The sequence below is a fragment of the Geminocystis herdmanii PCC 6308 genome, assembly GCF_000332235.1.
Lineage (GTDB): Bacteria > Cyanobacteriota > Cyanobacteriia > Cyanobacteriales > Cyanobacteriaceae > Geminocystis > Geminocystis herdmanii.
Genome location: NZ_CM001775.1, coordinates 890,320 through 912,447 on the forward strand (window position 1 = coordinate 890,320; position 22,128 = coordinate 912,447).

Below are 22,128 nucleotides of genomic sequence, written 5' to 3' on the forward strand. Positions count from 1 at the left end.
TCACAGTGTTTCATTGTAGATGTTTTTCTCTATTAATCTTACACCTGCTACCTGAAACCTCCCTTAACTTAACATTTGAATCAGTGGGTAACGTCAGTTATTAAATCGCTTTAGCCGATTTTCGCTGTTAGCTTCGAGATTGCTTCGTGCCTCGCAATAAATCGAGCAGTGTTGCGAGGAAAATTATCGTACAAAAACGACTTTTTGTCAAGTTTTATATTAAGATTTATTTCGCCAACAGACTCAATTTATTGCAAGGCTGTTGATGATAAAATCCTAAAAATCAATCTTTCTTATTCTCCATTCTCCATTCTCCATTCTCCATTAATTTATTATCGCTTCTGATTTAATTCTAATTAATTTAAAGGCTTGTTTTTCGGCTAATAAATCATAGTCAATATCTTTTAATTCACTATCTTCTAAATATTTAGATTCTATCACTAATAAAATAGTGTCATTTTCCTGATTGTTTACTTCATTTAATTTAGCTTTAAAATCTTCTATACCATGAACAAAATTAACAGATGTGTCACCATAGTAAACAATACTATAACGAGTAAATCCGATTAAAAAAACTTCTTCTTCGGGTAAAATTTGTTGTTTTACTTCTAAGGAAATTTCTCGAAAAGATTGCTGTCTTTCCGTATCTAGTAAAGGAATTAAGGGAGGAAAAACAAATGTGGCAAAGGTAAAAAATCCGACTAAATTCGCACTCCAAAACCAACGCCATAAACGTTTTTTTAATAATAAAATTATGGCAATAATTACTCCTAATCCCCAAGAAATAGCTGATATTATGGGTATTCCTGATTTTCCTAAATTTTCCGCAAAAGTTGGAGCAGAAGTGTCTTCTCCTATTAAACTAACACTTATGGCAGATGCGATCGAAAGTGCCAGTAAAATAATTAAATTGAGCATCGCACTAACTAAAAATAATTTCTCATATTTAGGAGAAGATTCTTGTAACTTTTGCCCCCAAAATAAAGCAAGGATAATGACAACGGCAGGGGCGACTGGTAAGATATAACCTTGCAGTTTGGTGGCGGCAGCGGAGAAAAAGATAAAAGTGGTGATAAACCAACAAAAACAATATAAGCCTAATTGAGTTTCTCGTGCCGATTGCCTTACTTTTTGCCAACGCCAACAGGATAAATTGACAAGGGCAAGGGGAAAATAAATCACCCAAGGCACCATAAACACAGCACCCCAAATAATATAATAGTACCAAGGACCGGGATGGTCAAAAACTACAGTAGTGAAACGTTTAAAGTTACTAACCGCTAAAAATTCATTGACGAATATTTCTCCATCCATAATGATGGCGGCGATATACCAAGGGAGAGTTAAGCCAAGAAAAATAGCTATAGTGCGAAAAGGCTTAATTTCCCAGAATATTTCCCAGAATTTGCCCACATATAACAGAAAACTGCCGATTCCTAACACGGGTAAAATAACTCCGATGGGACCCTTGACTAAAACGGCGATCGATAATAAAATTGGAAAAGTAGAATAGCATACCCTTTGCAATTTTGGCTTATGCGGTTGACCATACCCCACAAAAAAGATTAACATAGCCAGTGCGATCGAGCTAGATAACAACATATCCGATACAGCAACCCTTCCCCAAGCAATCCAAGCAGGATTTAACGCCATGATTCCTCCCCCAATCCATGCCGTTAACCATAGATAAAGACAATTTTGAGGCTTGTTATGAATATAGCCAAAATGAAGAAGGGTATAAAACACCATGAAAACTACCGCCGTTGCGCTTAATGCCACAGGTAATCTCGCCGCAAATTCCGACATACCAAATAGCTTAAAACTCAACGCTAAAAACCAATAACCCCCCGCAGGATAGGAATAAAAATAAGTACCATTCCAATGAGGGCTAACCCAATTATTAGTTAACACCATTTGTCGAGCAACTTCAACATATAAAGCCTCAGTTTTGTCGATTAAACCAATATTTCCCAGATTCCAAAAGAAAGCAACTCCACAAATTAAGGATAAAGAAACAAGGGAAATAATCCATAATTTATCAGGAGATTTTGACAAAGATTTCCAATCAATTTGCATTTTTTTTAGCTATGATTTTTTAAATATATTAATAAATTTCTGATATTTTAATTCAAAAATTTTACATTTTTAATTCCTTTTTTACAACATATTTTTATCTTAATTTTTAACACTTAAAATTAATGTTTATGTATCAGTGTTTTTCCTAACTCCTCTCTCCTAACTCCTCTCTCCTAACTCCTCTCTCCTATTCTGATTATTTTTACTACTTTTTAACAAAGTAATTGCTAAACTAAACATGATATATCCTAGACAATAAGAAGCTAAAATATCACTTACCCAATGGACTCTTAAATAAGCACTACTTATGCCCATTAATATGATTGAAAATGTGGCGATACCATAATAATAAATTCTATTGTGTGGAAATTTTTGTGTGAGAAAATAAGCTAATAAAAAGTATAAAATTAAATTACCTGAAGCGTGTCCACTAGGATAACTATAACCGAAAGCGTTATCAACTAATCGATCGATTGGACGTGCAACAGCAAAAAAAGGTTTGAAAATTTTATCAATTAAAATCAGAATAGCTAAAGAAAATAAAGCTAAAACTTGTGCTTCTTCCCAGTACTTTTTCCACACTAAAAAACCTAAACTAAAAAGTACAATAAAAACAGCAACTTCTGCTTCTCCAATAAAATAAGAAGCCCTAGCAATATAAAAAAACCAATCTGGTAAAATTACATGAAGTTGGACTAATAAATATTCATCTAAGGGTTTTAATTTTCCCGTAGAAACTATCATACTAATCAGGATAAAAAATAACAAGGCTAAACTAGAAAAAAAAAGGTTAACCTTATTAAAATGATGGAAAAATTTTTGTGGTTTTAATAAGTGCTTGACTTTCATTGAAATTTAATTTACCATACCTTTTTAATAATTAACAATTAATAATTAATAATTAATAATTAACAACTATCTTCTGTCTCCTTACTCTTTACTTCTTACTCCTAATCTCCCAAATTAAACATCAATAACAGTAATCCAATCTTTATATTCAGTGTCTCTATTTTCTGTAATAGCAGTTAGTTTTTCCTTAATTTTTAGGGTAATATTTTTCTCTTGAGGAAGGTGATAATTTTCGACTCTTTTCACAGGAGTAACTTTTGCTGCCGTGCCACATAAAAAGACTTCATCGGCGATAAATAATTCGGTTTTATCTATCTCTCTTTGCTCAATTTCGATACCTAAACTTTTAGCAATGGTTAAGATACTATCTCTAGTAATTCCTTCTAAAATATCTTGATCTAAACTAGGAGTAATTAATTTATTATTTCTTACCATAAAAATATTCATTCCCGTAGCTTCACAAACTTTTCCTTGGGAATTCATCAAAATTGCTTCATCAAAACCACTATCAACGGCTTCGGTTTTCGCTAAAGCAGAGGTAATATATGCTCCACTAATTTTACCTCTCAAGGGCAAACTACGATCTTCTTGACGATACCATGAACTAATACGACAACTGATACCATCGGGAGAAAGATAGTCTCCCATTTCTAAACCATAGACAAAAAAGTTTTTTTCAATTTTATGAAGTCTTGGTGCAATACCTAAATCTGATGTATAAACAAAAGGACGAATGTAAAAAGGTTTACTTGGTTTATTTTTACTAACAAAGTCTCTAATTACTTCTTCAATCTTACTCGCCGATAACTCGTAATGTAAATATTTTGCACTATTGCTTAATCTTTGACAATGACGATCTAAACGAAATAATAACACTTGTTGGGGGTTAGCTGGGTTTATTGTGCCTCTTAATCCACCAAAAGCACCTGTACCATAATGTAACGCATGAGTTGCGATCGAAATATTAGCATCTTTAAAAGGGAGAAATTTGCCTTCAAAATAGGCGATAGGTAAAAAATCTGACATGATGTGTGTGATTTAACGGTCTTTTTATAGATCGTTATATCATATCATTAATGGAGAATGGAGAATTAAGAACTAAGAATGAACAATGAACAATGAACAATGAAGAAAGTATCTTCTGGTATTTTACCTTAGTTCGACATATCTTTCCGTTATCAATAGACATCTCCATTAATTGCTAAAACGAGGGCTGAAGCCTACGAGCCAATAAAAAATCTTTTTTGGAGAAGTCTAATTAACTCTTTTCTCCCCAAATCCCCCAATACCCAAATCCTCCAGTCTTTCTACAATAATTTCAGGAACATTTTATCAAGAGAAATAGTCAAATTAAGTGCAACTATTCTTAAATCAGCATAGAATATATTATGGTTTCCTCTATTCCTCTATCTTGGTCTAATTTGTCTATACCGTTTATACAGCAAAAAGTGAAAGTTGAACAATTATCCAATACTGATTTAATCTTGCGTTGTCAGGAAGGTAGTCAACCTGATAGGGAGGCGTTTTCTGAGTTGTTACGCCGTCATCAGGCTTATGTGGATAAGATATTGTATAATTTAGCTCCCGACTGGCAAGATAGGGGTGATATTGCCCAAGAAGTTTGGATTAGAGTATATAAGAAAATTAAAAGTTTACAAGAACCAAATAAATTTAAGGGTTGGTTGAGTCGTATTGCGACCAATTTGTTTTATGATCAGTTAAGAAAACGTAAACGTCATGCTACGCCTTTATCTTTGGATGCTTCTATTATGGTGGAAGATGATGAGTTAAAATGGGAAGTAGCCTCGGATTTACCATCCCCTGAAGATAATTTAACCACGGCTGAATTTTATGATCAATTGAAACAAGCTATTGCTGATTTACCTGATACTTTTCGCACAACGATCGTATTAAGAGAAATACAAGGTTTAAGTTATGAGGAGATTGCCGACATTACGCAAGTGTCTCTGGGTACGGTAAAATCAAGAATTGCTAGAGCAAGAAATAGACTGCAATTATTATTAAAACCCTACTTAGAAAATAATCAATAATTTCATTTTTAACTATTATAAATCACGATAAATCAAGGAGAATAAATATGATGAGTAACCATTCTTACCCCCCCGATAAATGTACTTTTGAATTGTTAAGCGCCTATTTGGATGGAGAAGTCACTGCCGAACAACGGCAAGAAGTACAAGAATTGTTGTCGAATGATCCTGAAATTCAGGGTTTATACAAACGACTTTTATATTTACGTCAAGAATTTAATAATTTACCTACTCCTTCTTCGGAATGTACGGCAAAACAATTATCGGATGCGGTTTTTGCTAGGATCGATCGAACTCAAACACAACGTAAAATATTTTTATGGGGTGGCGGTGCGATCGCTGCGGTAATATTAGCTAGTATAAGCGGTATTTTTAGCCCTAATAGAACGCCGTTACTACAAATGGCTCAAAATAATAACTCGACATCTAATGATGAGGCTTTAATTATTGCGTTAAATGAGCCTTTAATCGATATGTCTAGTATTCAACAAGAAAATTTAATGATTCCTTTAGATCATTCTCTTATCGAAATGCCTGATAATAAATAAAAACCCAAGACCTGAAGAAGTAATTATAGAAAAAATAGGTTGGGTTACAGCCGAATTAACGTCTGTGGACAGTATCAAGCCGACTTGACTGGTAGAAGCAGAAAGTAAACGCTATAGTGAGTAACTATAGATAAGTTTTATCTAACAGTAAATCAACTATAATTTATATATTAATAAACATTTATAAATTTAGACCTCATGAATAGTAACTCTCCTGTCAATATTGGTATAGAAGAAGACGATCGTCAAAAAATTGCTGACGGATTATGCCGTCTTTTAGCAGATACCTATACTTTATATCTGAAAACTCATTATTTCCATTGGAATGTAACAGGAACATTATTTAATTCTTTACATTTGATGTTTGAACAACAATATACAGAATTAGCTTTAGCAGTGGATAGTATCGCCGAGAGAATTAGAACTTTAGGATATACTGCACCGGGTAGTTATAGTCAGTATGCAGAGTTATCTTCCATTGAAGAAACAAGAGAAGTACCCAACGCTTTAGACATGGTAAAGTTATTGGTAGAAGGCAATGAAGCTGTAGTAAGAACTGCTAGAAGTATATTTTCGATCGTCGATAAAGCTAATGATGAGTCAACGGCGGATTTATTAACTCAACGCATGAGTATTCATGAAAAAACCGCTTGGATGTTAAGAAGTATTCTTTAAACTTTGTCAATATCTCTATAAATGGTGGGCAATGCCCACCCTACTATTCTCTATTTACTAAATGACTATTGACACTTTTTTATATCGTTATCCGCCCTTAATCTCTGGTATCCTCAAAAAAAGATATAAGCGTTTTCTCGCTGACATCGAATTGGAAACGGGAGAATTGATTACTGCCCATTGTGCAAATACGGGTCCCATGTTAGGATTATGTTCGATCGATAGTCGGGTAATGGTGTCGAAAAGTGATAACCCGAAGCGTAAATTGGCTTATACATGGGAAATGATCGAAGTTGGGGAAGAAAATCCCGTTTGGGTGGGCATTAATACGGCGTTACCGAATAAAATTATCAAGTTAGCCTTGGAAAAACAGTTAATTCCTGAGTTAGCACAACAATATACTCAGGTGAAAAGTGAGGTAAAATTTGGTCATGATGGCAAAAGTCGCATTGATTTTGTCTTGTCGGGAGGGGATTGCGATATTTATGTGGAAGTGAAAAATACTACCCTTGCGGAAAATGGCGTTGCTTTATTTCCTGATACTGAAACTACTAGGGGACAAAAGCATTTACAAGAATTGATGGATTTGCCTTCTTCGGTTAAGAGGGTGATGTTATATTTTATCGCCCGATCGGACTGTACAGTTTTTGAAGTGGGACATAAGTTCGATCGAACCTATGGAAAGTTATTTGATGAAGCTAGAGAAAAAGGGGTGATAATCTTGCCCTGTCGTTTTGAAATAACTCCTCTCGGAGTTGAATATTTAGGGAGTTCGATCCTTAAAAACGTCTTTTTCTCTGTTGTGGATCTCGTTTAACATGAAAACAAGCTAATACAAAAATCATATCATCTTTAATTAAATAAAATAAGCCATAGGGAAATCTTGGTAATAATTTACGGCGAATATTATTATGAATAACGGGATAAGCAAAAGGATTTTTTTGAATCAAAGCTAAATTATTATCTACGATTCGGATAAACTCTGAACCTAATTGATTAACTTGTGATTCATACCACTGATAAGCCTCATCTAAATCCAATTGTGCATCTTCTGAAACTTTTACTTTATAAGTCATTTTTTGATAATTTTTTCCTTAACTATTTCCCAAGATTCACCTTGATTTTCAAGATTTTCATAAAATTCTAAACGTCTATCTAATTCTTCTTTCTGAGCTTGAGTTAAAGGAATTTTCTCAGGATAAATGATAACACTATCCCATATATCTTCTATTAATTTAAGTTTTTCAGCAATAGTTAATGGTAAAATTTGTTCAGATAATAGACTGTTCATAAAGTCAACGGTATGATTCAATAATTTTAGTCTAACTGATTTTTAGCATTTTGTGTCATTTTAATATTAAACAAAATGATTTTTGACTATTCTTGACTAAATAAAGAATAATTTATTCTTTATTATTAACGTTTTGAAGTTCATCAATTTTGGTTATAAAATAGTTTTCTTGATGGCTTAAACTACGAGCAATAGCAAGGGCTTTTTCATAAGATTTGAGAGCAGAAGAATAGTCGTTTTTTTTCTGATAAATTATGCCCATAGAATCATAACTTTTCATTAAACCATAGTGATTATAAGAGAGTTGTTGCAGTTTAATTAACTCTTGATAAATTTCTAAAGCGGAGTCTAATTGTTCATATTCTTGGTAAAGAATACCTAGTTTTTCTAAGGCATCTCCAGCGATCGAGTATTGTTGTAATGACCAAGCTAAAGAGAAGGCTTCTTGATAAGATTTTGCTGATTCATCGGGTTTTTTTAAGGCTTTATAATCATCGCCGATGGAGATTTTTATCAAAGATAGTCTTAATAAATTTTGATTTTTAACATAATTTTCTGCTAATTCTCGTTTATATTTTATGGCATTTTCAGGATTAATAATTTCGCCACTAATTTCTGCTAATTGACGTAAATAAAGCCCTTCTGCAAGATAATCTAGTTCAAGTCTAGCAATATTTAATAACTCTTGATAAATCGGTTCTGCTCTGTAATAATCAAACTTTGCTAGATAAAATCTACCTAGTTTTTCTAAAGCCGTTTTAATAGTAGAAATGTCATTATTTGCTCTTGCTAATTCAAGATTTTTTTTGTTAATTGCGATTGATTTATCAAGGTTATGTAACGCTTCATAGCCTTCAATAAATAGGGGTAAATATTCAGGATTAATATTATTATCTTTAGTGTATTCTAATTCTAATTTAAGTAGTCTTTCATTTAAAAAATTAATATCTTCATTACGACTTTTATCCCATGCAATTTTGCCGACTTTACTAATCATCGTAATTTCTTCTTTTGTGCCCAATGCTCTACTTAAATTGATCGATCGATACCACAAAGCGAAGGCAATATCATCATTTCCTGCCTGAGATTCTTCTAAAGCTAAAGTGTCTAAATCATTAATTTTTGCTTGGATTCTTTTTCTTTCTATACCTGTCAAATCTCGTTTGATAGTAGGTAATAATTCATCTTTAAAATCGACTAATAAAGGATTAACTTTTACTTCTTCTGTTTGTGCCAAAACTAGAGAAGATTTACCCGTAAATAAAAATAGAATAAAGACAAAAGTTGTTAAAGAAAGTTTAGAAATATTTACCTTCATAAATTTAATATAGATAGAATAATGAGGAATGTAGGAGCTTAATATATTAAGCCCAGATTGAGGAATGAGGGCGTTAATCCATGAATCGCAGTGTAATGAATTACACTGCTAACGAGATCACGTTCAATAAATTGAACTCAAAATCTTTAAGATAACATTTGACTTCTCCAAAAAATATTTTGCAATAGTTTGTAGTAAGGGCTTTAGCCCGTTTTCCCTGAATTATTGGAGATGTCTATTGTTAATTATTCATTAGTTTATAGATTTCTCGGCGAGAAAGAGTTGTATATTGGGCTAGATGTTGACTGGCTTCACTTTTACTCATGCCTTGCTGTGTTAATTTTGTCATTTCAGCGATAAGATCGTTTTCGGATAAATTGATTTGCTCTAATTGATGATTTCCGTCTAGGATAATAGTATATTCTCCCTTTGGTTCTTTGTGTTGATAGAGTTCGATCGAACTTTTAATAGTACCACGCCAAATGTCTTCATGAATTTTAGTTAATTCTCTAGCTAAAGCAAGATGACGAGTTTCACCGAAAAATTGTGCGAAATCTGCAAGAGTTTTTTGGAGACGATGGGGCGCTTCATAAAAAATCATAGTGCGCTTTTCCTGTTGTAAACTTTGGAGAAGACTATCCCGTAACTTCTTTTTGGTGGGCAAAAAACCCTCAAAACAAAATCTTTCCGTAGTTAAACCAGAGGCAATTAAACCATTTATTCCTGCCATCGCGCCCGGAATGGAGATAATATTGATCTCAGTTTCTATACAGGCTAACACTAAATGATACCCTGGATCGGAAATAGCCGGAGTACCTGCATCGGTGACTAAGGCGATATTTAATCCTTGAGATAGCTTATCTAATAATTCCTTAACCCGTTGTTGATGGTTATGCTGATGATAGCTAATACTAGGGGTTTTGATTTGATAATGGTGTAATAATTTGCCCGTGTGTCGGGTATCTTCGGCGGCGATTAAGTCCACATTTTGTAGGATTTCGATCGCACGAAAAGTAATATCTTTTAAATTGCCGATGGGAGTCGCTACTAAATAAAGTATTCCTGTCACGATGTTGATAAATTGACAATGGACGATGAACGATGAACAATGGAAAAAGACAATAATTCAATTAACCAGAGTAATTTTTATGAGTCAATTTACCGTTAATCTTCTTCAAGGTTCAATCTCTTTCAATTTTAGTATGAGTGCGGCAGAAAAACTGAAACAAGAAATCGCACTTTTGATGGAAAGTTTAAAAGAAATTGCGATACAAGCGAAAAGCGGAGGCAAACCAACCCCGAAAAAAGTCATGGAATATCAACACACGGGAGATGTATTTTTTGAGGTTTTTTGTAACCCGAATATCTACGGTAATCCTTTTTCTGCAAAAATGTTGATTACAGTGAGGGACGATCGATTAAGATTAACTTCAGAAGCAGAATTAACCCGTTTAATCGAAGATTTAGATCAATATTTGAATCAATAATTAGAATTAAGTACTATTTTTTCTTTAAAATAATAACGCCTTGCTGTTGAGTAGTTCCTGTTATTATAAATGTAGGAAAAATTAACAAAATTTATCAAAAAATCCTAGTAAATAATTATGAATAATTCTCAAAATACAGCAACCAAACAAAGACTAGATTTATTAACAGAAATTAAAAAAACTCCTGAAGAATATATCCCCGAATTATTAAACTTTGTGCGTTTGTTTCGTCAAAGTATAATGACAAAAAAGACATCTATTAATGCTTGGGATAATGCTATTAATCAAATTAATAATAGTGAGCAAAATGAAGAAAAATTTAAACAATTATTTGAGTCTTGGGCAGAATTAGATGATAAAAATGAACAAAAAGAAACATTACAAATTATTGAATCTTTAGAGAGTATTTCTATTTAATGAATAATGAAATTTTTAAAAATATGTTCACTCAAAAATCAAGCACAAAATACAACCTTATAAGTATTACCTTATAGTATTATTAAGGAATAAAAATCAAATTATTATCTAGTGCTATCCGTTGAATATGAGAACGTAATCTAATATCATCTAGTCTGATAATTTGATCCTGATTACAACTTAAATCATTTTCTGCTCTTTCGTAAAGTGCGATCGCTTCCTCGTCGTTATGGGCATTAAAGTAGATAATTCCGTCTATTTTTCCATAAATTTCCTCATTTTCATAGAAATATCTTGACCATTTTTGAGAAAGCTCTCTATCGGCGGTTTTTGCTAACGCTGACACCGAACCTGCTCTCATAGCACCACTACCTCTAATATCCAATAATAATAGAGAACGAGTTGACTGTACGATCGAAACACATTGTTGTTGAATATCCATTACACCACTATCACCAAAATATTCGACAATGCAACTTGATAAAGTAAAAGCAGTGTAGTAAATTCCCCTTTCAGAATCTAATTGAGGCTTTTTGCCACTGGGATGATGATCAAAGCGATGTAATGCTCCAAAATAACGAAACGTAAGAGCTTGAGTCTTATATTTAGTGGTGGGATCAAAAATTCTCACTAATTCTGTATTAACTTGTAAATCGTAAAAAAGAGGATTTGGCTTGTTTTTGGGCGGTGGGGAAGCAATAACTACCAATTAAGCACCTCCCCCCATTGCTTCGACAATTACTCTGGTTTTTAATCCTTGTTTTAGGGCTTCCACAGGAGTTAAACCATCTAAAACAGGTAAGGGGTGCATAAACCAGTTAAGTTTAGCAAATTCTGAATTAATCGATAAATTTTTGAGTATTTCTGGTAAACCATCAATCACACCATCCGCCTCTTCCGCATCAAATTGCCACAGAGGAAATTTCCACACTCCATTATCTCGCACAGCCAATAAACTTTTATTTTTTATCCTGTCATGGGGTGTTTGTCTTGAAGTGCCTAGTAATTTAGCTACTTGAGGGGCGGTAAAAGAATTAGATAATAATTCTCGACGACGTTCAAAATATCGTTGTAAGGTTTCCAGTTCTAATTCTATTTTTTCTGCTGAAGTATAACTCTCACCGTTGGTTAATTTTTCGATAGTTCGATCGTTTTTTGTAGTGCTTACGATTTTATCTTTATGGGTTTTTGATGTCGATCGAAGTTCTATACTTGTTTTTATTTTAGCTATGCTACTCACTAAAATATTCTGTTCATCAGTAGCTAAAATTTCTAGTAAATGAGCATATTCTGATGCTTCTTTTTCAATGGTTGCAATCATAATTATATTTCTCCTGTAAGAGATGTCAATAACTATAGTTTGGCATTTATAGGTAAGAGATGTCAAGAGGAAAATTGGCAATCGAAATAATTAGGGTTTGTTATTTTTATTTGAGCGGTTTGTTATTTATTAAAATATAATTATAGCTACTGTAAAAGAATCATAATTTTATGCTTAATTTAGTGTTAGTGGGGGGTGGTCATAGTCATTCGATCGTGCTTAAATTATGGAGTAAAAAGAAGGTATCAGGAGTAAAAGTAACTTTAATTAGCAATGTCAAAAATACGCCTTATTCGGGAATGTTGCCTGAATATATTTCTGGATTTTATAGCTATGAAGACAGTCATATTAATTTAGTAAAATTAGCAGAAGTTGCAGGAATAGAATTAATAATTGATGAAGTTATTAATATTGATGCAGATAAGAAAATAGTTAGTTGTCAATCAGGTTTAAAAATAAGTTTTGATGTCTTATCTTTAGATATTGGTAGTCGCCCTGAAAAGAGTCAAATTAAAGGTGCTAATCTATATGGTATTCCCATTAAACCCATCCCTTTATTTCTGGAAAAATGGCATAAAATTATTGATTTAGCTGATAATAAGCCTCATGATAAAATGATTTTAACAATTATTGGAGGGGGTGCAGGAGGTGTAGAATTAGCCTTAAATATTCATCATAAATTAACTAAGATTTTATCAGCAGAAAATTTGACGATTAATTTAATTCATCGAGGGAAAAGAATTATCTCTAATCATAGTTTATCCATGAGTAAAAAGTTAACTAAAATTTTAGAACAAAATCAGGTTAATATTTATCTTAATGAGGAAGTTAAAAGTATTGATAGTCAAAAAATTACGCTATTTTCAGGGAAAAATATTGATTCAGATTATAATTTTTTAGTAACTCAAGCCTGCGCACCTAATTGGTTAAAAAATAGCTCGATCGAAACCGATACCCAAGGTTTTATAATGGTAAAAAATACCCTTCAAAGTGTCAATTATCCTTATATTTTTGCCTCTGGAGATATTGCTAATATAAGAGATTATCCTTGCCCAAAAGCAGGAGTTTTTGCGGTAAAACAAGGTATGCCTTTATATCAAAATTTATGTAATTTTTTAACTAAAAAATCTCTAACATTATATTATCCTCAAAAAAACTATTTAAACATTATTGGTACAGGAAATAAAAATGCTGTAGCAAGTTGGGGTAATATTTGCGTACAATCTCCATTGATATGGTATTGGAAACAATATCTTGACAATAATTTTATGAAACAATTTCCCCATTAAACAATCAACAAACTATAATTAAACAGCTAAAAATTCTTGAATAACTCTTTGGCTTAATTGACTGGTTAAACCAGAGGCAACAATACCGCCTTTTTGCATAGCATAATATCGATCAGCCTGACGGACAAAATGCAAATGTTGTTCGACTAAAAGAACAGAAATACCAGTTTCTTTAATAATCTTTTTTACTGCTGATTCAATCTCTAAAATAATCGAAGGTTGAATGCCCTCTGTTGGCTCATCTAAAAGCAATAATTTAGGTTTTCCCATTAATGCTCTTGCTATGGCTAATTGTTGTTGTTGCCCACCACTTAAATCGCCTCCCATGCGGTTTAACATAGTTTTTAAAACAGGGAATAACTCAAAAATTTCCGTAGGAATTTCTTTTTTTACCTTAACATTTTTGGGGATAGCTTCTAAACCTAAAATCAAGTTTTCTTTCACGGTTAAACGAGGAATAACATCCCTACCTTGAGGCACATAACCGATACCTAATTTAGCACGTTGATCTGTGGTAACTTTATCAATAACTCTATCCTTAAAATTAATCTCACCTGTGCGTGATTTTAACAACCCCATAATGGTTTTTAACAAGGTAGTTTTACCTACCCCATTTCGCCCAATTAAACATACCATTTCACCACTATTGATACTTAAATCCACATCTCTTAAAATGTGACTTTCACCATAATAAACATTCAAACTAGATAGATTTAACATAATAATAAAACTAAAGCTAAAATTGAGTAATAACAAATAAAAGTTTGTAAAATTTTCTTCTTTTCCTTATGCAATTAATTAATTGACACATCAAAAACTTTGCGCCTTTGCGTCTTTGCGTGAGAAAAAAAAGAATTGAATTATCACAAGACAATACGATCGACTACTTCTTGAGGTAAATTAAGCAATTCTAATAACTCTTGATAAACTTGATTTTCTAACTCATTAATACCATGATTACTAATAATTTGATAACTTAATTGTAAAACTTTTTCCTTTTCTTCCTGAGTTTCTAATAAAGGAATTAAATCAATTAAAGGGATGTTTTCAGCTAAAAAGTTAACTAATTCCTCTTTTAACTGCAACTCGTCTTCTTCAGAAGTAGCAAATTGTTTACTTAAATTAGTGATAATTATATCTTGTTCTTCGGGAGTTAAATTAAAATCTGCCCATGCCATAGTTGCGGCGATACGCACTATGACAATTTCATCTCTTTCTAAGGAGGTTTCCTGCCCTAAATATACTTCAATTACACGAGGATCATTTTGAATTTCATTCATTGTACCCTCACATAATACAGTGCCTTGATGTAAAACAGTAACTTGTTTCGCTATCTGTCGCACAAACTCCATATCATGCTCAATGACAATGATAGAATGATTTTCGGCTAAAGCTAACAGCAGATTACCGACATTTTCTGTTTCTTCATCGGTTAAACCAGCTACAGGCTCATCTACTAATAATAAATCAGGAGACTGCGCTACTAACATTCCAATTTCTAATCGTTGTTTTTCCCCGTGAGACAACAAGGCAGCTTGTAATTCTGCTTTGGCGGTTAAACCGATGGTTTCGAGTAAACTGGCAACGTTACGTTTATCTTGTTCGGTGGGTTTATTAAACAGGGTTGAAAAAACATTTTTTGTCTTATTTGCTACTAAGTCTAAATTCTCTTTTACTGTTAGGTTTAAATAGACTCTTGGGGTTTGAAATTTGCGCCCAATACCCATTCTTGCTATTTGATGTTCGCTAATTTTTCGGAGGTTTTTACCTTTAAAAAATACGTTGCCTTCTGTGGGTTGAACTTTACCAGTAATAACATCTAAAAAAGTTGTTTTTCCTGCTCCATTAGGTCCAATAATTACTCTTAATTCACCTTTATTCATTTTGAATTTGAGATGATTTAAGGCTTTAAAACCGTCAAAACTTACGGTTAAATCGTCAATTTCTAATATAGTATCACTCATTATTTATATATTAATAATTGGGCTTTTTTGTTTATAGCCTAAATAATATAATTTATTAAACGAATCATTTTCGGTAGTGATTGTTACAAAATAATGAAGGGTTAAAATCCTGTAAGCGGGTAAATTTTAAAGTCTGAATTTAACCTAACTCAAAACCTTAATTACCAAGAAATCTAGCTATTTTTTATGATTAGAAAATTGACTCACTTTAGTAGAGTTGTGCTATCAGCAATGAAATTTATTTCTTTGCGGGATAAAGGTTTCTAATCATAAATTATTAAAAAAGTTTGTAGTGATGGCTTTAGCCATTAATTATTAATATTTAAACGAACTTTATATTATATCTAAAACTCCTCTTTTAATTCTCTAGCCATTAGATTTTTTACGGCAATTTGAGGGGTAATTTTTTCTTCTAATAATAAATATATTTGGTAGGTTATGGGGACAGAAATATTTTGATTGTGGGCTAATTTTACTAAAACTTTGGTGGTATTTATTCCCTCTGCTGTACCTTCTAAGATAGTTAAAATTTCGGGGATAGTTTTGCCTTTTGCTAAAGCGAAACCCACTTGATAATTACGAGATAATGGGCTATCGCAGGTAGCTAATAAGTCTCCTAATCCTGATAACCCAAAAAATGTGTCTATGCGTGCGCCTAGTTTCACTCCTACTCTGATCATCTCAGGTAATGCCCTTGTTAGTAAGGCGGCTTTGGCATTTGTACCTAATTCTAAACCATCACATACCCCAGATGCGATCGCCATGACGTTTTTTAGTGTACCTCCTAATTCTGTACCAATGGGATCATCATTGATATATACTCGAAAAATATCGGATGCGAAAACACTCTGCACTAATTCCGCCGATGGGTGATGATTACTTGATACTACGGTGGCGGCGGGTAAACCTCGTTGAATTTCTTTTGCTAAATTAGGTCCTGATAATACTACGATGGGGTTATGGGGAAAAGCGGTTTGCCAAATTTGAGAGGGGGTATGGGTGGTTTCTAAATCCAATCCTTTAGTAGCAGTAACGATAATTGTATCAGGTTTAAGATTAGTCTCCCCTAACTGTTGAATAACTTCCCTAACTCCTTTCATTGATACTGCGGAGATGATTATATCGGCATCCTGCGTTATAGTTGTTAAAGATTCTTGTTGATGACGACTCCATAACTGATATTTTTGGTTCGATCGAGTGAGTAAGTAACCAAGAGTATTACCCCATGCTCCTCCACCGATAATAGTGATTTTTGTCATAAATAATACTATAGGCTTCTTGCAGAAATCGAGTAATGAGTAATGAGTAATGAGTTAAGAAATTTCACCCTAAAATAGATTTTACTTTTTATTTTGCAAGAGGTCTTATATACTCAACAAATTTTAATCTAAATAATCCTCATCAACAAATTGTATATCAAAGTAGGAGATTTTCATTTTCAAAATTTGATTTAATCCGACACTATAATTGACAGAAAATCTAGATTTTTTTCTGATTAGAAAATAAATTATTAGAAAAAATCTCCCTAACCCTTCAATACCTTAAAACTTTAACATTTTAACCTAAAGATTTGATAAGAAAATGAACATTGATAGAAGGAAGTTAAATTAGTTGTATAAAAATAAATCTTATGTAACAATGAGAAAAAATATCTAAATTATGATCAAAAATATGTTATTACTCACAGTTTCTGAAAAGGTAAATAATGGTATTGAGACGAGCAAAATTTTTTTCAAAAATGTCGAAAATAAAGCCATTAATCTCTCTGATAATATTACTAATTCCACCGTAGATACTTTAAATAATGCTCAGACAACTACTCAAAATATTATTCAAGATGGTGTTTCTAAAGCCAATAATATGACTACTATTGCTTATAATAACCTCCAATCTGCCCTAGAATCATTATGGAATAATTGGGTAACAAATCACCCCACTATAGCTTTTTTTGTTTCTCATCCTTTTATTTCGATCGTACTAATAATTATCTTTATTTTGACAATTTGGGGCATAATTCAGATGATTCCCTCATTATTTGTTAACTTTTGGTTGATGCTTTTTAAGTCTCCTTTTATTCTAGGTAAATCTTTATTAAATACTAATTCTCAAGAAGTTATTTCGGAAAATTTTAGCCCTAAACAAGAGAAATTATTGAAACAAATATTAGAGAAATTAGAATCGATCGAAACTAAACAAAGTCAACTTGAATTACGGCTCGATCGACTTAACAAAAATTAAAAGGGTGCGTTACTCATTCTCCATTCTCCATTCTCCATTCTCCATTCTCCATTCTCCATTCTCCATTCTCCATTCTCCATTCTCCATTCTTCATTTTTTAAGCAATACTACCTCGTTTTCGAGCTTCTTTATAGGATGTGCCAACATTTCTTAATCCAGCTTTAATCATTTGTTCTTCTAATAATGCAAAGAAACGACTTCGATCGATCCCTTTAACTACAGCTAAGTTATGGGCTTCCGCTAAGGCAACGGGATAACCAAAACCCTTATCAACTTGGGTAAGGGTAAGACTTAAAGCCTGATTTAACAAGGTGGAATTTTCCGCTACCCACTCAGGAAATTCTACTCTTGCAACTTCAGTTCCCACATGGAGATAACAAAAATGAGTTCGTTGTTTTTCCCAATATATATCTAAAATACGGGAATTACTGCGAAAAATAGCACTTCTTTGACGGGGTTTTAAAATACTTCCCCATAAAGTAGCATCCCGCAAAGGCTCAACTTTTTGACAGGGAGTTTTATCAATCACATCACTACAGTTAACGACACAATTTGGAGTATCATAAGGACAAGTCAGAAAACGTAAAAAGTTGATAGCATCCATACTGCGAGAAGCGCTGACATAACCCACAATGGGAATATTCGTTGCCCGTAATTGTTCCCAAGACTGTAGAATAGGGTTTAAAACTTGCTCTCGTGCTTCTATGGGTAAAGTATCCAAAAACCAGTATATTAGAGAACCATCAGTCATGGCTAAATTTGGGATATTAAAATGCGCCCCTGGGGGATTAACCCATGTACAAGCCATTTCTGCTAATACTTCCGCTTCCGCAACAGTGCGTTTATAACTCATCCATTCTTCCGTGCGAATACCCCATTTTCTGGAGGCGTATAAGTCTTCGTTTTTATAGTAAATTTCGGGAAGGGTATCGAGAAGGGGATGAAAATTTTGTCCATAGTGCAACATGATTCGCCCGATATTAATTAGATAACAGTAGGCAATTTCATGATGAGAAGGGGCAATTTGTGAGCCATCGGCAGAAAATACACTATGACTTACGGGAGCAGATTCGATGTCAATACAAGTAGTAATCGGCTCAAGGGGAGTGGCTGGAGTAAAAATGAGTCGATCGAGCCATTCTTCTTGAGTTTTAATGAGGGTATCCAGATTTTTTTCGGTGTCAATGAGTAAAGATTGAGCTAATTTTAATCTTTCGACACTAGCTAAAGCCTCTTTTTGCATTTGTTGCCCCATATTAGGCATTTGTCGGGCTAATTTTGCTAAATCAAGCATAATGAAGAATTAATCAAGAAGTATTCTCAGAATTAAGGAATATTTTAAGAATATTATAATACTTTTGTTCTTAATCAAATAACTTTGAGCAAAATAAAAGTTAGGAGATTTATAATAGTTGATAACGATCGTTTGTTATATTCAATAGATCAGTAAAATAATCCAAATCTTTTTTAATGTCAAAAGCGTTATCATCTTTCTTTTCATTATTGCAACGCCAACAAATTACTTCTAAATTATTAAAGTCAAATAATAATTCAGGAAAACGAGCTTTATTTAATTTATGATCTAAAGTGACATAGTTAATATGATAATAGATATTTCCTGCTTGATTAATTGTTTTAATTAATTTTCCTTGACTATTTTTATATTGATATTCATAACCTTTTTTAATGGCTATTTCTTTACTATTTGTCGAATAATTATTTCCTTGAACCATTTTTTTACCACAGTAAGGACAAGGTTTATTAACAAATAAACTACGATATTTATGAGGACTAATCCAGCCATAATCAGGATGTTTAATTAAAGGATTATGTCTATTTTCTTGCCAAATTTGATTAATTTCTTGGGCATTGTATAAACTATCTAACATTAACTTTTTTAGTTTTTTTTCAGTCATAATAAAATTTTATAAAAGTTCATATTTTGCTAGAGTTTCTTCAGCTAATTTATTTAATCTATCGGTATTTTTAGTTAAATATTCGACGGTATTTTTAGCAGTTTCCTTAATATTATCTGTATCGATAATTGCTAGATCGATCGCACCTATTAAATCACCTTTTGCTAATTTATAATCAAAAATATTAATAATATTAGGGGCAAATTTTTGTAAAATTAACCATGATTTTTGAACACTATCCCAACCAAGATTACGATAACCTTCTTTCTTAACTTCTTTTTGTTGAATTTTAGTTAACTTATCAAAAAAATCAGTATTTCTTTTTTGCCATTGACGATAATTTAGATTTTCAATTACTTTCATTATTTTTCCCAATATTTTCTGATTTCATTCCAAGTATTCATCCCATAATTATTAGTTATATAAAGTTGAATAGAATCTAATTGTTTGCGTAATTTATCATTTTTTATTTCAAAATCTTTAATGATTTCTTCTGCTTTTTCAGTTGTTTGAATAAGTCCATTTTGTTGTTCTTTAATAACTTCTTTTAAATCGGTAATTGCTCCATTATAATCTTCTTTATGAACCAAATTATTCTCCAACAAATGGTTTTTTCTTTCCTCTCCTTTCTTCGATAAAGTCTCAAATAACCACTTTCCTATCTTAATTACTTCGGAATTATCTGGATTTAAAAATTGTTTTAACTTAGCGTTAGCTTCTGCAGTTTTTTGTGCTTGACAATAACGGTTATAATCATTGGATGATTTAACTAATTTGAGAATGTCTAAATGTTCAGATAACTTCAGTAAATCTTCATCGGTAATTTTTTTTTCGATGGCATATTTAGCAATTCCCGATGCTTTCGCTACTCTTGCAATTAATTTCACTCTTTCTTGCTTAATCATTTTTTCTCTGATTTGTAATGCTACCAGTTAGTGTTTTCATAATAACACGAAACATTCATTCTTACAAACAAAAAAAATCTGAAGAAGTGATAAACTAAGACGTATCTAAGTTATCTGAGTTAGACAGATGAAAAACCTTTATTTTTAAGTATTTCTCCTGTCTCCTAACTCCTAACTCCTAACTCCTAATTAAGCATTAACTAAAACTTTTGTACTAGATTTACCTTTACTGGTTTTCTCTCTCAATGCCACTAATAAAGAATCAACATTGGCTTTAGCATCACCGAAAAGCATTCGAGTATTTTCTTTATAGAATAAGGGGTTATCTACTCCTGCGTAACCTGTGGCTAAACTACGTTTCATTACCACACAAGTTTCTGCTTTCCATACTTCTAATACGGGCATTCCTGCTATGGCACTATTGGGGTCTTCTAATGCGCTAGGATTAACAGTATCATTCGCACCGATAACCAACACTAAATCGGTTTCGGGGAAGTCTTCATTAATTTCATCCATCTCCAAAACGATGTCATAAGGTACATTTGCTTCTGCTAACAATACATTCATGTGACCGGGTAAACGCCCTGCTACGGGATGAATGCCAAAACGCACATTAACTTTACGACTTTTAAGAATTTTAGTAATTTCCGATACTCCATGTTGAGCTTGAGCTACCGCCATACCATAACCGGGGGTAATAATAACGCTTTTAGCATTAACTAACATTTCCGCAACTTCTTCAATATTGGAGGCAACGGCTTCTCCCGTTTGTTGGGTGGTAGCGGAGGTTGTTTTTGTGCTTCCTTCCCCAAAACCGCCTAAAATAACGCTAATGAACGATCGATTCATGGCTTTACACATGATATAACTTAGAATCGCACCACTACTACCCACTAACGCACCAGTAATAATTAACAAGTCATTGCTTAACATAAAACCAGCAGCCGCAGCAGCCCAACCAGAGTAGCTATTTAACATGGAAATAACTACAGGCATATCAGCGCCACCAATGGCAGCCACAAGGTGAATCCCCAATAAACAAGCGATACCTGTCATGATTAACAAGGGTTGTAAACCAGATTCAGTGTGAAGGAAGGCATAACCGAAATAAATAGTTGCGCCTAACATCCCCAAGTTAAGGAAATGACGAGCAGGTAACATGAGGGATTTTGAACTAATGATAGCGCGTAGTTTACCAAAAGCCACTATCGAACCAGTGAAAGTAACAGCGCCAATGAAGACACCAATATAAATTTCGATTTGATGGATAAATTCCTCCGCACCAATTAAACCAGATTCTGGTTGTAAATAGTTGCCCACTCCCACCAAAACGGCGGCTAAACCAACAAAACTATGTAAGATTGCCACTAACTCAGGCATCGATGTCATGGCTACCCTACTAGCTAAAATTGCGCCCACTATCACGGCGGGAATAATAGCAGTAATCAGGGTTGTGTAATTTGTAACATCAGCACTAAAAGCTGTAGCTAAAAATGCGATCGCCATTCCAGCGATACCATAAATGTTGCCTTTTCCAGCGGTTTCCTGATTAGATAAACCCGCTAAACTGAGGATAAATAAGGCACTGGCGGCAATATAAGCCACCGTAATTAAATTGTTGCTCATAAATATTTAATTCGTACTTTGAGTAATTGACAATAGAGAATAAATAATGCTCTACTATTAGGTTATGCAATTTATGAGTGTTTAATTGTTAAGAATCTTTTAAAATATATTTATTAGTGATTTTTTAGTTATTACAAAATATAAATTGGTATGAAAT

The 22,128-nt window shown here is 32.9% G+C and carries 24 protein-coding genes and 1 pseudogene; 8 read left to right on the forward strand and 17 right to left on the reverse strand.

Annotated elements, in window-relative coordinates:
- Window positions 1–324: 324 nt before the first annotated feature.
- The 3 genes from SYN6308_RS04415 to SYN6308_RS04425 form a co-directional block, all read right to left on the reverse strand.
- On the reverse strand, window positions 325–2,076 hold the full coding sequence (locus SYN6308_RS04415) for an ArnT family glycosyltransferase (RefSeq protein WP_017293226.1): 1,752 nt from the start codon (window positions 2,074–2,076) through the stop codon (window positions 325–327).
- 159 nt (window positions 2,077–2,235) lie between these two features.
- Window positions 2,236–2,925 carry a phosphatase PAP2 family protein gene (locus SYN6308_RS04420; RefSeq protein WP_017293227.1) on the reverse strand — a complete coding sequence of 230 codons (690 nt, stop codon included), beginning with the start codon at window positions 2,923–2,925 and terminating at the stop codon, window positions 2,236–2,238.
- Between the two features lie 114 nt (window positions 2,926–3,039).
- Window positions 3,040–3,951 (reverse strand): branched-chain amino acid transaminase, encoded by a 912-nt coding sequence (locus SYN6308_RS04425; RefSeq protein WP_017293228.1) that lies wholly within the window; start codon window positions 3,949–3,951, stop codon window positions 3,040–3,042.
- Between the two features lie 362 nt (window positions 3,952–4,313).
- Between SYN6308_RS04425 and SYN6308_RS04430 the strand changes: the two genes are divergently transcribed.
- The 4 genes from SYN6308_RS04430 to sfsA all read left to right on the forward strand — a co-directional run bounded on the left by SYN6308_RS04430 (window position 4,314) and on the right by sfsA (window position 7,016).
- A complete protein-coding gene (locus SYN6308_RS04430; RefSeq protein ID WP_026101921.1) occupies window positions 4,314–4,976 on the forward strand; it encodes a sigma-70 family RNA polymerase sigma factor in 663 nt (220 codons plus the stop codon).
- A gap of 47 nt (window positions 4,977–5,023) precedes the next feature.
- A complete protein-coding gene (locus SYN6308_RS04435; protein WP_237741257.1) occupies window positions 5,024–5,524 on the forward strand; it encodes an anti-sigma factor family protein in 501 nt (166 codons plus the stop codon).
- A gap of 198 nt (window positions 5,525–5,722) precedes the next feature.
- Window positions 5,723–6,199: a Dps family protein gene (locus SYN6308_RS04440; RefSeq protein WP_017293231.1), complete on the forward strand. Its 477-nt coding sequence runs from the start codon at window positions 5,723–5,725 to the stop codon at window positions 6,197–6,199.
- A gap of 61 nt (window positions 6,200–6,260) precedes the next feature.
- On the forward strand, window positions 6,261–7,016 hold the full coding sequence (gene sfsA, locus SYN6308_RS04445; RefSeq protein WP_017293232.1) for a DNA/RNA nuclease SfsA: 756 nt from the start codon (window positions 6,261–6,263) through the stop codon (window positions 7,014–7,016).
- On the opposite strand, the gene SYN6308_RS04450 is transcribed toward sfsA, so the two are convergent.
- The 4 genes from SYN6308_RS04450 to rsmI all read right to left on the reverse strand — a co-directional run bounded on the left by SYN6308_RS04450 (window position 6,979) and on the right by rsmI (window position 9,877).
- Complete coding sequence (locus SYN6308_RS04450; RefSeq protein WP_017293233.1) at window positions 6,979–7,275, reverse strand: type II toxin-antitoxin system RelE/ParE family toxin; 297 nt, start codon at window positions 7,273–7,275, stop codon at window positions 6,979–6,981. The two genes, sfsA and SYN6308_RS04450, sit on opposite strands and share 38 nt — an antisense overlap.
- Complete coding sequence (locus SYN6308_RS04455; protein WP_017293234.1) at window positions 7,272–7,490, reverse strand: addiction module protein; 219 nt, start codon at window positions 7,488–7,490, stop codon at window positions 7,272–7,274. Before SYN6308_RS04455 ends, SYN6308_RS04450 begins: the two co-directional genes overlap by 4 nt.
- Window positions 7,491–7,602: 112 nt before the next feature.
- Window positions 7,603–8,808, reverse strand: a complete 1,206-nt coding sequence (locus tag SYN6308_RS04460) for a tetratricopeptide repeat protein (protein ID WP_017293235.1) — start codon at window positions 8,806–8,808, stop codon at window positions 7,603–7,605.
- Between the two features lie 241 nt (window positions 8,809–9,049).
- The gene (gene rsmI / locus SYN6308_RS04465; RefSeq protein WP_017293236.1) at window positions 9,050–9,877 is read right to left on the reverse strand and encodes a 16S rRNA (cytidine(1402)-2'-O)-methyltransferase; all 828 of its coding nucleotides are present in this window, start codon (window positions 9,875–9,877) and stop codon (window positions 9,050–9,052) included.
- A gap of 79 nt (window positions 9,878–9,956) precedes the next feature.
- On the opposite strand from rsmI, the gene SYN6308_RS04470 reads away from it, so the two are divergent.
- Both SYN6308_RS04470 and SYN6308_RS04475 read left to right on the forward strand, forming a co-directional pair.
- Window positions 9,957–10,295 (forward strand): hypothetical protein, encoded by a 339-nt coding sequence (locus tag SYN6308_RS04470; RefSeq protein WP_026101923.1) that lies wholly within the window; start codon window positions 9,957–9,959, stop codon window positions 10,293–10,295.
- Window positions 10,296–10,412: 117 nt separating this feature from the next.
- A complete protein-coding gene (locus SYN6308_RS04475; RefSeq protein WP_017293238.1) occupies window positions 10,413–10,712 on the forward strand; it encodes a hypothetical protein in 300 nt (99 codons plus the stop codon).
- Window positions 10,713–10,794: 82 nt separating this feature from the next.
- Here SYN6308_RS04475 and SYN6308_RS04480 read toward each other — a convergent pair whose 3' ends face one another.
- The gene (locus SYN6308_RS04480; protein ID WP_017293239.1) at window positions 10,795–11,421 is read right to left on the reverse strand and encodes an RES family NAD+ phosphorylase; all 627 of its coding nucleotides are present in this window, start codon (window positions 11,419–11,421) and stop codon (window positions 10,795–10,797) included.
- Complete coding sequence (locus SYN6308_RS04485; RefSeq protein ID WP_017293240.1) at window positions 11,422–12,033, reverse strand: DNA-binding protein; 612 nt, start codon at window positions 12,031–12,033, stop codon at window positions 11,422–11,424. It lies immediately after the preceding gene.
- A gap of 170 nt (window positions 12,034–12,203) precedes the next feature.
- On the opposite strand from SYN6308_RS04485, the gene SYN6308_RS04490 reads away from it, so the two are divergent.
- Window positions 12,204–13,322 (forward strand): FAD-dependent oxidoreductase, encoded by a 1,119-nt coding sequence (locus tag SYN6308_RS04490; RefSeq protein ID WP_017293241.1) that lies wholly within the window; start codon window positions 12,204–12,206, stop codon window positions 13,320–13,322.
- Between the two features lie 18 nt (window positions 13,323–13,340).
- Here the strand turns inward: SYN6308_RS04490 and urtE are convergent, their stop codons facing one another.
- The 3 genes and pseudogenes from urtE to SYN6308_RS04505 form a co-directional block, all read right to left on the reverse strand.
- A complete protein-coding gene (urtE, locus tag SYN6308_RS04495; protein ID WP_017293242.1) occupies window positions 13,341–14,042 on the reverse strand; it encodes an urea ABC transporter ATP-binding subunit UrtE in 702 nt (233 codons plus the stop codon).
- Window positions 14,043–14,554: 512 nt separating this feature from the next.
- Window positions 14,555–15,286 (reverse strand): annotated as a pseudogene (urtD, locus tag SYN6308_RS04500) (urea ABC transporter ATP-binding protein UrtD); the annotation flags it as partial.
- A 344-nt stretch (window positions 15,287–15,630) separates the two neighbouring features.
- Window positions 15,631–16,545, reverse strand: coding sequence for an NAD(P)H-dependent glycerol-3-phosphate dehydrogenase (locus SYN6308_RS04505; RefSeq protein ID WP_017293244.1), 915 nt, complete (start codon window positions 16,543–16,545; stop codon window positions 15,631–15,633).
- A 412-nt stretch (window positions 16,546–16,957) separates the two neighbouring features.
- On the opposite strand from SYN6308_RS04505, the gene SYN6308_RS04510 reads away from it, so the two are divergent.
- A complete protein-coding gene (locus SYN6308_RS04510; RefSeq protein ID WP_017293245.1) occupies window positions 16,958–17,524 on the forward strand; it encodes a hypothetical protein in 567 nt (188 codons plus the stop codon).
- Window positions 17,525–17,621: 97 nt separating this feature from the next.
- On the opposite strand, the gene SYN6308_RS04520 is transcribed toward SYN6308_RS04510, so the two are convergent.
- The 5 genes from SYN6308_RS04520 to pntB form a co-directional block, all read right to left on the reverse strand.
- Window positions 17,622–18,818: a DNA double-strand break repair nuclease NurA gene (locus SYN6308_RS04520; RefSeq protein WP_017293246.1), complete on the reverse strand. Its 1,197-nt coding sequence runs from the start codon at window positions 18,816–18,818 to the stop codon at window positions 17,622–17,624.
- A gap of 109 nt (window positions 18,819–18,927) precedes the next feature.
- A complete protein-coding gene (locus tag SYN6308_RS04525; protein ID WP_017293247.1) occupies window positions 18,928–19,440 on the reverse strand; it encodes a hypothetical protein in 513 nt (170 codons plus the stop codon).
- A 9-nt stretch (window positions 19,441–19,449) separates the two neighbouring features.
- Window positions 19,450–19,803: a hypothetical protein gene (locus SYN6308_RS04530; RefSeq protein WP_017293248.1), complete on the reverse strand. Its 354-nt coding sequence runs from the start codon at window positions 19,801–19,803 to the stop codon at window positions 19,450–19,452.
- Window positions 19,803–20,345 (reverse strand): hypothetical protein, encoded by a 543-nt coding sequence (locus SYN6308_RS04535; protein WP_017293249.1) that lies wholly within the window; start codon window positions 20,343–20,345, stop codon window positions 19,803–19,805. Before SYN6308_RS04535 ends, SYN6308_RS04530 begins: the two co-directional genes overlap by 1 nt.
- Before the next feature lie 189 nt (window positions 20,346–20,534).
- Entirely contained in the window at window positions 20,535–21,971 is a 1,437-nt protein-coding gene (gene pntB, locus SYN6308_RS04540; RefSeq protein ID WP_017293250.1) for a Re/Si-specific NAD(P)(+) transhydrogenase subunit beta, read from the reverse strand.
- Window positions 21,972–22,128 lie beyond the last annotated feature (157 nt).